This window comes from Xenorhabdus vietnamensis, assembly GCF_002127535.1.
GTDB classification, from domain to species: Bacteria; Pseudomonadota; Gammaproteobacteria; order Enterobacterales; family Enterobacteriaceae; genus Xenorhabdus; species Xenorhabdus vietnamensis.
Window position 1 is genome coordinate 1 of sequence record NZ_MUBJ01000004.1, and the last position, 11,974, is coordinate 11,974.

Annotated in this window: 12 protein-coding genes; 7 read left to right on the forward strand and 5 right to left on the reverse strand. The window is 41.3% G+C overall.

Features of this window, described 5'->3' with window-relative positions:
- The 3 genes from Xvie_RS26030 to Xvie_RS26040 form a co-directional block, all read left to right on the forward strand.
- On the forward strand, positions 1–84 hold an 84-nt coding region (locus Xvie_RS26030), incomplete at its 5' end, for an IS1 family transposase (RefSeq protein ID WP_244175492.1).
- Positions 85–119: 35 nt separating this feature from the next.
- The gene (locus Xvie_RS26035; RefSeq protein WP_086108312.1) at positions 120–512 is read left to right on the forward strand and encodes a hypothetical protein; all 393 of its coding nucleotides are present in this window, start codon (positions 120–122) and stop codon (positions 510–512) included.
- Between the two features lie 93 nt (positions 513–605).
- Positions 606–1,139 carry a GNAT family N-acetyltransferase gene (locus Xvie_RS26040; protein ID WP_086108313.1) on the forward strand — a complete coding sequence of 178 codons (534 nt, stop codon included), beginning with the start codon at positions 606–608 and terminating at the stop codon, positions 1,137–1,139.
- A 103-nt stretch (positions 1,140–1,242) separates the two neighbouring features.
- On the opposite strand, the gene mnmC is transcribed toward Xvie_RS26040, so the two are convergent.
- The gene (gene mnmC / locus Xvie_RS26045; RefSeq protein ID WP_086108314.1) at positions 1,243–3,291 is read right to left on the reverse strand and encodes a bifunctional tRNA (5-methylaminomethyl-2-thiouridine)(34)-methyltransferase MnmC2/FAD-dependent 5-carboxymethylaminomethyl-2-thiouridine(34) oxidoreductase MnmC1; all 2,049 of its coding nucleotides are present in this window, start codon (positions 3,289–3,291) and stop codon (positions 1,243–1,245) included.
- A 204-nt stretch (positions 3,292–3,495) separates the two neighbouring features.
- Between mnmC and fabB the strand changes: the two genes are divergently transcribed.
- A complete protein-coding gene (gene fabB / locus Xvie_RS26050) occupies positions 3,496–4,710 on the forward strand; it encodes a beta-ketoacyl-ACP synthase I (protein WP_086108315.1) in 1,215 nt (404 codons plus the stop codon).
- Positions 4,711–4,782: 72 nt separating this feature from the next.
- Here fabB and Xvie_RS26055 read toward each other — a convergent pair whose 3' ends face one another.
- Genes Xvie_RS26055 through Xvie_RS26065 form a run of 3 tightly spaced genes read right to left on the reverse strand, consistent with a single transcriptional unit; the run spans position 4,783 to position 7,721 of the window.
- Positions 4,783–6,291, reverse strand: a complete 1,509-nt coding sequence (locus Xvie_RS26055) for a tripartite tricarboxylate transporter permease (RefSeq protein WP_086108316.1) — start codon at positions 6,289–6,291, stop codon at positions 4,783–4,785.
- 10 nt (positions 6,292–6,301) lie between these two features.
- Positions 6,302–6,733 (reverse strand): tripartite tricarboxylate transporter TctB family protein, encoded by a 432-nt coding sequence (locus Xvie_RS26060; RefSeq protein ID WP_086108317.1) that lies wholly within the window; start codon positions 6,731–6,733, stop codon positions 6,302–6,304.
- Between the two features lie 13 nt (positions 6,734–6,746).
- On the reverse strand, positions 6,747–7,721 hold the full coding sequence (locus Xvie_RS26065) for a Bug family tripartite tricarboxylate transporter substrate binding protein (RefSeq protein ID WP_422645939.1): 975 nt from the start codon (positions 7,719–7,721) through the stop codon (positions 6,747–6,749).
- A 282-nt stretch (positions 7,722–8,003) separates the two neighbouring features.
- Here Xvie_RS26065 and tctD point away from each other — a divergent pair, with 282 nt between their 5' ends.
- Complete coding sequence (gene tctD / locus Xvie_RS26070) at positions 8,004–8,669, forward strand: transcriptional regulator TctD (protein ID WP_086108319.1); 666 nt, start codon at positions 8,004–8,006, stop codon at positions 8,667–8,669.
- A complete protein-coding gene (locus Xvie_RS26075) occupies positions 8,669–10,102 on the forward strand; it encodes a sensor histidine kinase (RefSeq protein ID WP_086108320.1) in 1,434 nt (477 codons plus the stop codon). Before tctD ends, Xvie_RS26075 begins: the two co-directional genes overlap by 1 nt.
- Here Xvie_RS26075 and Xvie_RS26080 read toward each other — a convergent pair.
- Positions 10,052–10,954 (reverse strand): DMT family transporter, encoded by a 903-nt coding sequence (locus tag Xvie_RS26080; protein ID WP_086108321.1) that lies wholly within the window; start codon positions 10,952–10,954, stop codon positions 10,052–10,054. The two genes, Xvie_RS26075 and Xvie_RS26080, sit on opposite strands and share 51 nt — an antisense overlap.
- Before the next feature lie 179 nt (positions 10,955–11,133).
- Here Xvie_RS26080 and Xvie_RS26085 point away from each other — a divergent pair, with 179 nt between their 5' ends.
- Positions 11,134–11,883 carry an AraC family transcriptional regulator gene (locus tag Xvie_RS26085; RefSeq protein WP_167376236.1) on the forward strand — a complete coding sequence of 250 codons (750 nt, stop codon included), beginning with the start codon at positions 11,134–11,136 and terminating at the stop codon, positions 11,881–11,883.
- The last annotated feature ends 91 nt before the right edge of the window (positions 11,884–11,974 follow it).

An 11,974-nucleotide genomic window follows, 5' to 3' on the forward strand; every position in this document is an offset into this window, starting at 1 on the left:
CGTAAAACGTTGTCTTTTTCAAAATCCGTGGAAATGCATGACCGAGTCATTGGATATTATCTGAACATTCATCATTATCAATAAATTGGAATCATGACCGATATTCTGGGAAAAAAGAAATGAGTACAACATTGGAAAAAAGAGTTGAAAACCTGGAATCAGATGTTGCACAAGTAAAAACGGATATTGCCGTTATAAAGTCAAATTATGCGACAAAGGCCGACATTGAGGGGGTTAATTTACTGATTCATAAGGAGATAGCTTCAGTTCGAAGTGATATGTCATTATTGAGTAGTGAAATGTCATCTGTGCACGAGGATATAGCTTCAATGAAGAAAGATATAGTTTCAATAAAGAAAGATATTTTATCTATACATCAGAGAATATCATCTATACATGAAAGTATGTCTGATAAAATATTCTCCCAAACTAAATGGATGATAACAATAATGTTTGGTCTATCCGGTATAATTATTGCTGCAATGAGGTTTATGTTATTAAATTCTCATTAATGTAGAAAAATTTAACTTCTGTAGGCCTATTTTTAAAATATATTTTTTGTTATTAATGAATTGAATAAAATTGAAAGGTGCTTAAGATAAGCTATGTTTTCCATTCGTTTAACACAAAAATCAGATATAACCCAATTACCCGCAATAGAACATTCTGCTGCGAAATTATTTAGATTTATACCTGAATTGGCTTGGGTAGCCGATGGGCATGTACAAACGGAACAGCAGCATTTGGAGTATATTGAGCAAGGTAATAGTTGGGTTGCCCTTAATGTGATTTCTCAGCCTATTGGTTTTATTTTGGCTAAGCCGTTGAATGGCGGATTACATATTATGGAGCTTTCTGTGCATGAAGATTGGCAAAGAAATGGTATCGGAAAGGCATTGATTGATAAGGTAATTATGGTTGCAGAACAGAACCATCTTAACGCTGTTACATTGACAACTTTTCGTTATGTTAACTGGAATGCTCCTTTCTATCACAAATTGGGATTTGAGATCTTATATTCTCAGCAATTGACTGAGTCATTACGCCAAATATTACAACGTGAAATCGATTATGGATTTGCTGAAGGACAACGTTGTGCAATGAAACTTTTGCTTACTAGACCCACTGTATCTGAATAAGATCGTGAGCTTGAATATGGTTCCAGTTTTGAAAAGAATGAAGAGATTAGAATTGACACCAGATATGATTTTTTCCATATCTGGTGTCAAAGAATCGACTATTTTAAGGTCTTTCTGCTTTTACTGTTTTTCCGCGTAATAGTTTCCTGACCCAAAAGCGGTTTGGATGTAAAGCCGCTAATGTCTCATCATCAAGTGGCAGGGCTTCTCCAAAAATCTGACTAGCCAGTAATTCTGCACTTAAGGGGGCGGAACATAAGCCCCGCGAACCTAATGCACCAAGAACAAATAAACCAGAATAACAAGGAGATTTTTCAATAACCTTATTAGCATTTATTTGCTGAGATAAGTTTGCATATTTATCCATAAGTTCACTGAAAACAGGAACGTTCCCAACCATTGGCATATGATCCCGAATGACACACCGTATACCCTGACGGGATTTTTCTTCTGAAATATCAACTTCCTGTGTCCAGTCAACATCAGGAAAACATTTTAGTAAACGCTCACGGTTTTCTTGTTGTTCGATAGAAGAATATTGTGTATCCAACTGATTGCGCTGATAACTGGCGCCGATACAGTGATATTGAGTATGAGGATTAACGGGTGTCATATAGCCATCGTAACACAGCACGCTTTTCAATTGGCGCAGGCTATTTGTGGTTGGAATATGACTCACCTGACCCCGGACAGAGGTAACAGGAAGTTTTTTAGTTTGTTCAAATTGTGGCAGGCAGTGACCATTGGCAATAATGACAACATTGTGATTTTTGCACTGTAGGTTTTCCTTGTCTTCAATTTGTAACTGCCAGCCGCTTTCACTTTGAATGAGTTGCGTTACTTTATGATTAAAATAAATCTGCATTCCACGCTGTTCAGCAAGTTTAATTACTGCTTGGGTGAGTTGTGCTGGGTATAACCACCCTCCTTGTGGATAGTGAATACCATCATAATTCACATCTAATCCACTTACGTGGCTTAATTGGTTGCGATTCATACCAAGTGCGATTTCTTCTGGCCATGCTGTTCGTAGCATTTTGCTAATTTTACTCGCACTTTTTTCATCATAAGCCAACTGGCTGACACCACACCATTGATAATCAAACAATACATTTTCGTCAATTAATTGCTCATACTGACGGCGAGCAAAAGTAAATGCTGATGTAAAAAAACGTTCTAGTGGATCATCATTTCCATTCAATAAGGGATAAATGGCTCCTTGTTGATTGCCTGATGCATTCTGAGCTGGCTGATCATCCTGACAATATAGCGTGACTTTGGCACCGCGGCGTAATAGAGCAAGTGCGGTCAGTGCGCTGGCAACACCGCCGCCAATAATTGCAATATCATCGGTATGAAGAGCAGCTTTGCGAGAAAACCATGGTGTGTCGGTTAAGGGAGTTGGGTCATTTAATGGAGATAAGATACCAGTCAGCATCTCCCTTTTACGCCCGAATCCTTTGATTTTGGTGACATTGAAGCCTGCTTCCTGTAATCCCCGACGGACTATACCAGCAGATGTGAATGTTGCAAATGTACCTTCAGGGCGGCAAAATTTTGCCATTGCAGCGAACAACTGTTCACTCCACATCTGTGGATTTTTGGAAGGAGCAAAACCATCTAAAAACCAGGCATCAACTTTGCCTGTCAGGTTTGAACTTATCTTCGGTAATAAATCATTTACATCTCCAAACCAAAGATCCAGAGTGATAGCTCCATTAGCCAGAATCAATCTATGACAGCCAGCTAATGCCAAAGGCCATTGTTGGCATAATTGTGCAGAAAACTCTTTAAGTTCAGGCCAGCGTTGGTGTGCTGTTTTCAGGTCATCTGGTTTTAATGGATATTTTTCAAAACTGATATAATGGAGTCGTTTTAATGCAGCTTCAGGGTGTTGTTGCCTAAAATGTGAAAAAGATCGACAAAGTGTCAAAAAATTCAATCCAGTACCGAATCCTGTTTCTGCAATAACACACTCTGAACGAGAGTGTGTATTAAAGCGTTGAGGAAAATGATTACCTTTCAAAAATACATATAAAGTTTCTTCTAAACCATCTTGATTTGAAAAATAAACATCATCAAACTGCTCTGAAATGGGGGTGCCCTGCTCATTCCAGCTTAAAGTTGCGCTGTTGATAGTACGGTTTTTCACAATAATGCCTGTACTGTTGATAACAATAATATGAGGATTTTAATGGTCTTCATTTGTTTGTACCACCTATGATAGGGCTTCAGAATTGAGTCCAGATCAATTTTTTCGTGAATTTTTAACCTGATCGGACTTGTTCAGCGTACAAGTGTACGCTAAAGTGCGGATAAATAAATCCCGCAGGCAAACATATTGATGAGGTAAGCAATGAAACGTGCAGTAATCACTGGTCTGGGTATTGTTTCCAGTATTGGTAATAACCAGAAAGAGGTGCTGGAATCTCTGAAAGAGGGCCGTTCCGGGATAACTTTCTCAGAAAAATTTAAAGAAATAGGAATGCGCAGCCATGTTTGGGGAAATGTAAAGCTGGATACTACCGGTTTGATTGACCGCAAAACCCTACGTTTCATGAGTGATGCATCTATTTATGCTTATCTGGCAATGGATGAGGCGATCAAAGATTCAGGCCTGTCCGATGAACAAGTTTCTAACTTCCGCACTGGCTTAGTTGTTGGATCAGGAGGCGGTTCTCCTTATAACCAAGTCGCTGGCTCAGATGGTATGCGTGCTCGTGGATTGCGTGGCGTTGGCCCTTATATGGTCACGCGTGCAATGGCTTCTGGCGTATCAGCTTGTTTAGCAACACCATTTAAAATCAAGGGAGTCAACTACTCCATCAGTTCTGCCTGCTCAACTTCTGCACACTGTATCGGTCATGCCGTTGAATTAATTCAGCTTGGCAAGCAAGATGTCATTTTTGCTGGAGGTGGTGAAGAATTAAGCTGGGAAATGGCTTGTGAATTTGATGCAATGGGAGCACTTTCTACTAAATATAATGAAACACCAGAACAAGCCTCCCGTACTTATGATCAAGATCGCGATGGTTTTGTGATCGCTGGCGGTGGCGGTATTGTTGTTGTTGAAGAGTTAGAGCATGCATTGGCACGTGGCGCGCATATTTATGCTGAGATTGTTGGCTATGGGGCAAATTCAGATGGTGCAGATATGGTCGCTCCTTCTGGGGAAGGTGCTGTGCGTTGTATGAAGATGGCCTTAGATGGTATTGAAGGTGGAGTCGATTACATCAATACCCATGGAACTTCGACACCAATTGGTGATTTGAAAGAACTGGAAGCCATTAGAGAAGTTTTTGGCGACAATACACCTGCCATTTCTGCCACTAAAGCGATGACAGGACATTCATTGGGTGCAGCGGGTGCCCATGAAGCGATTTACAGTTTATTGATGTTGGAGCATGGAATTATTGCACCAAGCATCAATATTGAAAACTTGGATGAAAAAGCACAGGGCATGGATATTATCACTGAACCAACCGAACGCGAGCTAAGAACAGTAATGTCCAATAGCTTCGGGTTCGGTGGTACAAATGCATCCCTAGTGATGCGCAAGTATTCAAACTGATTTTTATGTACTGAAAAATTTATTAATTGTAATGAAAGCCAATCCATTGATTATGTGGATTGGCTATTTTAATTAGGGTGTCATGACATTATTGCGATGTTTCTTAATGATGCGTAAAACCGGTGGGATAACAATCACCATTACCGCCAGAACCAGCAAAATTTGAGCAATATTACTACTCCACAGGATCTCAAAATCTCCATTGCTGATTGATAATGCCCGTCTTAGGTTTTGTTCCAGCATTTCACCTAAGACAAAGCCTAAAATCAGTGGTGACATCGGAAAATTCATTTTTCGGAGTATGTAACCGAAAACGCCTAATCCAACCATCAACATAAGATCAAACGTGGTACTGTGGACGGCATATACTCCGACTGCGGAAATGATGGCGATTGAAGGAACCAGAAACCACGTTGGAATATGCAGCATACGCGTGAATAACCCAATCATCGGGATATTCATAATCAATAATAATACATTGGCGATCAATAAAGCAGCAATAAGCCCCCAGACGATATCAGGTTGTTCTGTGAACATAGTGGGACCGGGAGTGATGTTATAAAGCGTCAAAGCTCCTATCATTACTGCTGTTGTACCTGAGCCGGGTACACCGAGAGTCAGCATGGGAATGAATGAACCACAAGCTGACGCGTTATTAGCGGCTTCTGGCGCAGCTACACCTCGGATATCACCTTTGCCAAATGAATCACTGTTACCACTGATTCGTTTTTCTGTCATATATGTGATTGCGCTGGCAATTGTAGCGCCCGCACCGGGTAATATCCCTACGAAAAACCCAATGAGTGAAGAACGTAAGGTTGGCCCCACACAAGTTGCCGCTTCTTTTCTATTGAATAGTAAGCGTCCTGTTTTTTTAATTACTTTTTGACCTGCTGAAGTACTTTCCAGCATTAATAATATTTCACTGACTGAAAACAGCCCGATAACGACAACGATAAATTGAATGCCATCGGAGAGGTGTACGTTATTAAAGGTGAAACGATAAACACCTGTATTGGAATCTACACCTACAGTTGCCAAGCCTAGGCCAATTAAGGCTGCAAATAGTGATTTTACGGGATTCTGGCTCATCATGCTGCCGAGACAGGCGATAGCAAAAACCATCAATGCAAAATACTCAGCAGGCCCAAATGCCAAAGACCATTGTGCAAGAAGGGGGGCAAACAAAATAATTCCAATAATGGCCAAAAGTGAACCACAAAATGAACTGACGGCGGAGATAGAGAGGGCTACCCCTGCTCGTCCCTGTTTTGCCATTGGATAGCCGTCAAGGGCTGTCATGATAGCGGCCGCATCTCCTGGTACATTCAGTAAGATTGAAGATATTCGGCCCCCATATTCGCAACCAATGTAAACGGTTGCCAGTAATATTAAGGCAGATTCGGCAGGCAATTTTAGTGCAAAAGCCAGAGGTAGCAAGATCGCCACCCCATTTATGGGGCCAAGGCCGGGCAATAATCCAACAACAGTACCGATAAAACAACCAATTAGCGCAATGAACAAGTTTTTGGGCACTAATGCGACTTCAAAACCCTGGCTCAGATATACCCAAGTATCCATTGTTGTCTCCTTAACTAAGCCAACTGCCAATTGGCAGAGTGACATCTAACAGGCGATCAAAAACAAAAAAGAGTGAACTACCGAGGAATAGACCAGAAATAATTGCTGCAAAGAGTGTGGCGTTAAAGAGTAAAGCCACACAGATAGTCAATAATGTGGTTGCTAATGGAAAACCCAGCCACTCAAATGACCATGCATAAATGGCTAATGAGGCAATCAATAAAACTAAGCGACGTAATACTTGTAGTGCCGGCCAGTGGGCGGTATCAGGTTTTTTCAATAGCAACAGTAAAGCACAGAGTGCCATTAATGAAATAATAGCGATTGGAAATGGGCGGGGGCCCAGAGGCTCGTAACTGTATTCGCTATGGATCCCCCATCCAATGACCAGCCCTATTCCACATAGCACTAGCCATACGGTAGCAAAGATACGATCACTCATGATGCCACCCCTGTTATTTTGCTAAACCAAAGGATTTAGCCATTTCATGGTATTGAATAACTTGTTTTTTCACATAGTCATCCAGCTCTTTGCCGGTCATATTGAATTCAAATAACCCGCGCAGTTCACGTTGTTTTTTGAATTCATCAGTTTGTTGGAGTTTTTTAAAGGTATCCACCCACCATTCATATTGTTCATCAGAAACTTTTGGCCCCATATAAAAACCACGAATGACAGGCCAGACAAGGTTATAACCCTGCTCTTTTGCTGTTGGAATATTTGCTAGATCACCGCCTAAGCGTTTATCTGCATAAACAGCGAGTACGCGGATTTTATCGCCATTGAGATAAGGTAACGTTTCACTCAGATCACCGGATACGACTTGAATATGATTACCCAATAGAGCAGTAATCGGTTCACCGCCACCTTCGAACGCGACATAGCGCATTTTGCGGGGATCAATACCAACCTCTTTTGCCAGTAATGCTGTTTTCATCCAGTCTTGACTGCCGATAGAAGCACCTGCCCCAAACACAATACTACTGGGAGCTTTTTTAAAAGCATCCATCAAATCTGTCAGGGTTTTGTAAGGAGAATCATGGCGTACAGCAATCATACCGTAGTCTGTACCGACACTGGCCAGCCAGCGCACATCATTTACGTTGTAGCGCCCAAACTTTCCTTGTGCAAGATTCAATAAAGATCCCCCGGAAAAGGCAACGATAGTACCGGATTCAGCAGGTCGTTGGGCAATAATGGCATTATAGGCAACCGCACCAACACCTCCGGGCATGAATGTCACCCGCATGGGAGACTCTATGGTTTTGGTTTCCAATAGTGAAATTTGGACGAGTTTGCAGGTTAAATCGAAACCACCACCGGGTTTGGCTGGTGCAATACATTCAGTTCTGTTAGGAGCAGAAGTTGCAAAAGCGCAGGCACAAATAAGCAGGTTTGCAGCGGTTAATAATGTTTTGAAAGTTTTCATTTTGATTCCTCACATAGCACCAGTAAAGGATATGAATGACAAGTTTCCGGCGCATATTTACTTATAAAATTGAAACCTTTCAATTACCTTTCATTAACAAAAAGAATTGTCTGGATGTGACTTTAGTCGCTTAATTTGCGTAGAGTTTCGCATAGTTGTGTTAATAAATTGTTTGCAATCATGTTTTTTGTTAACTCGTGTACAATTGTTAAATCTTAATATTGCAATTGAGTAATATCTCCGCTTTATTCCTCTGGTTGATTTTAACAATAGGCATTATTCATGCGTCTTTTATTGGTTGAGGATCATCCGGAGTTATCACATTGGTTACAGAAGGCCTTGAATAATTCTGGATTTGTGGTTGATTTGGCTGAAGATGGCATTGTGGCAGATCAGTTTTTACAGACTGAAAATTATGCTTTATTGATTTTGGACGTTGCTTTACCCAGATTGGATGGGTTATCTCTGCTATCACGCTTACGTAAGCGTGGTCAAAACTTACCTGTATTGTTATTGACCGCCAAAACAGATGTTACGGATCGTGTGAAGGGGTTGAATTCCGGTGCTGATGATTATCTGACCAAACCCTTTGATTTTCAGGAGTTGGAAGCCCGTATTCGCGCGTTATTGCGTCGTGGTACAGCTATACAGCAAGAAACACAAAAATTCGGTTCATTAGCTTATGAAGACAAAGGGTATTTCATATTGAATAATGCCCCATTGGTACTGACACCCAGAGAATTATCTGTTTTAACAGCATTATTTCATCGTCGAGGGCGTCAGGTCTCTAAACAACAATTGTTTGAGCAGGTGTTTTCTCTATCGGATGAAGCGAATCCACAAAGTATAGAGCTTTATGTCCACCGGTTACGGAAAAAGTTACTTAATAGTAATGTAGGGATCAGAACATTGCGTGGGTTGGGATATCAGTTGGAGCTGCTGGAATAATGAATTGTCTGAAAATACCACGGTCGTTATTTCACCAATTGTTGCTGTTCTTTGGAGTACCGTTACTATTACTGGGCTGCGCTTCTGTTTATAGCCAGTATGTCAGTGTAAGTAATGCAGCAATGTTGGCTTATGATAGAACACTGCTTGCATCAGCAAGAACAGTCGCTGAACGTTTGACTATCCGGAATCAGAATTTGATCGTCGATGTGCCTTATGTTGTCCTGGACAGTTTTGAACGCAATACGAATGATCGCCTGTACTATCAAGTTATATCTCCCGAAGGAAAAACGATTTCTGGTTATAGTGACCTTCCTCGAATACCGCAGCATATCCAGCGTTCACCCTTGTATACGGCACTGGCATATTTTTATGATGCGGAATATCAGGGGCAACCTATACGTGTGGTGGGCTTATATCAGCCCATCAATGAAAGCGGTACAATGGGGATGGCATTGATATTGGTGGCAGAAACGGTAATTTCCCGCCAATATATGGTTCATCAATTACTGTTCTCTTCGCTGGTTAATCAAGGGGTTGTCATATTACTGGCATTGTTCCTTGCTTATATCCTGCTCAAGCTACTGCTTAAACCACTGCGAAAACTCTCAGGCCTGATTATCCGTCGTTCTGCTAATGATTTGACACCATTGCCAAATGTTTTACCGTGGTCTGAACTGTCTCCATTGCTTCAGTCATTTAACCAATATATCGAGAGACTGAAATTAATGGTCGGACGCCAAGAGCGATTCAGTGCGGATGCTTCCCATCAATTAAGGACACCTTTAACGGTATTGAAAACACAGGTTGCTGTAGCGCGTGGTGATCAAAATCAAGACCAAAGGGATAACATACTGACGGCAATTGATAAGAGTTTGGATAACATGATCTTGCTGACTAATCGCTTATTACAACTTTCACAGCTTAAAGTGCATGAAAAAGAAGCAATACAAAATTATCAGCCAGTTAATATCGTGGAATTGTTGCAACAAACCTGTTTTTCCCGCTTACAACAAGCAGAAAGTAAAAATATTGACTTAGGCTATGAAGGGGAAGATGCCTTGTGGATCAAAGGTGATCCTCTATTGCTAACTGAAATGTGCGCCAATTTGCTGGATAATGCCATCAAATATACCCCACAAATGGGAATGGTGACGGGAAGGGTTAGCATCATGCCGGATAAAAAATACGGCTGCCTTGAGATCGATGATTCAGGGCCGGGTATCTCCCAAAAGGATATTCATCAATCGTTCATGGCGTTTAATCGCCTGGACAATTCAGCCGGGCTGGAGGGCGCAGGATTAGGGCTGACCATAGTTAAAGAAATCAGCCTCTATCACGGTGCTACTCTCCAGCTTTTACCCAGTGAAGTATTGGGCGGTTTACTGGTGCGAATTTTGTTCAGGCTTTCTGCGAGTGAGCGGGATGCGTAATTGTTGTGCGAGTATCACTCCCGCCAGAACAATGATCCCCCCGATTAAGTGATAACTGTGCATCTCTTCATGGAGAACCAGAATAGCAATGATGGCAGTAAATACAGGAGCCAGATTCATAAAAATAGAAGTCATGTTTGCACCAATGCGAACGAGACCCTGTACCCATAAATAGGGGGCAATAATTGATGCAGGAATACCAGCAAACAGAACAAGGGAAATATTATCGGTCGTTAACTGAATATTGTCGGCCATCATAAAATTGGGCAAAAGCAATAAAACGCCAAACCCAATTTGTACATAGAGTGATTGCCAATTAGGTAATGGAATTGCCCAGCGTTTGGTTAAAACTCCATACAGGGCGTAAGAAGCTGCTGCGATAAACATCATTATTTCTCCGATGCTCATACCATGTTGCAATAGGAAAGAGGGTTCTCCTTTGCTGACCAGCCATACAAGGCCGAATAAAGACAGAACAGTGCCAAGGGTAATACCAACAGTGGGGGCAACCCGCAAAACAAAGATGCTGATAATGACGGTTAATAATGGTATCAATGAAGTGAAAATTCCAATGATTGTTGCATTGACAGTACAGGCTGCGTAGTACGCCAAACTTTGGTTAAGCACCATGCCCAGTGATCCCAGAATCAATAATTTCCACCAATATTGAGCAACAATTTTCCGCTGCTTCAGAACCGGCAATAAGATAAAAGGCGTTAAAACCAGAAAGGCAATGAACCATCGATAGAAAGCAATTGCAGCAGGTGCAATAAGGGTGGCTGCCGCTTTACTGACAACGGCATTGATTGACCAGATCAGTACAGCGACGAGGGGAAACAATAGATTCTTCATTGAGCTAGACTATTTGTGTAAGAGTATCGTCCATTTATTTTAGCAATGACCGATTTATTATATATATTGATAATCAGACAACAGATATGGCAATTAAGACAAGATTTATATCCTTTACTATTTTATGGATAAAAGATTACGGGAGTAAAAATGATAGGGTAGATGGAGGTAACCAAGCTATGTTTCAGCCAGTGATGCCGGATACACTCTCTTTTCGTGATGAAACATTGAATGCTGATACTGAATGTCGGTTACATACACATTCTTTTGGTCAACTAATTTATGTCGTTTGTGGCGTCATGGAAACACAGGTGGAAAAGCAACGTTTCCTTGCCCCTCCGGAATTTTGTATCTGGATACCGGGAAATATTGCTCATTCGAGTTATAACCGGAAGGCGTTAAGATTTTGGATAATTGATATTTCTTCTCAATGGGCTGATATCTTACCGCAAGAGCCTTGTATTATTCGATTGAGCGGTATTTTCAATGCCATTATGGTGGACTTTTTTGAACGAAAAATCCGGCAGCCGGAAACAGAAAAAGATCGACGTTTAGCACAAGTATTGGTTGATCAGTTGGAGTTGTCACCAAGGCAATGTACCTATTTACCTTCCTCAAAAGATAAGTTGCTCGCTCCTATATTACAGGTACTAGAATGCAATCCAGCGGATAATACCCCTTTAGCTGAATGGGCAAAAAAACGTTATACCTCAGAGAGAACTTTATCACGGCGTTGTAAACAAGAGTTGGGGATGTCATTTAGTGAATGGCGGCAGCGGCTGCGTTTTCTGCATGCCATATCCTTATTGGAACAGGGTAAAAGTATTAATGAAATCGCATTTGATGTGGGCTATGGCTCATCATCGGCTTTTATTGCTATGTTTCAGCAGATTGCAGGTACAACTCCCGAACGTTTCAGAAAAGGCTGACCTGATAAAAACTATATAGCCGTTAACGATGGGTTAAAAAAGCGATGATTTGAAAGATGAAGGTATATAGGTTTTATGTGGATAAAGTGGC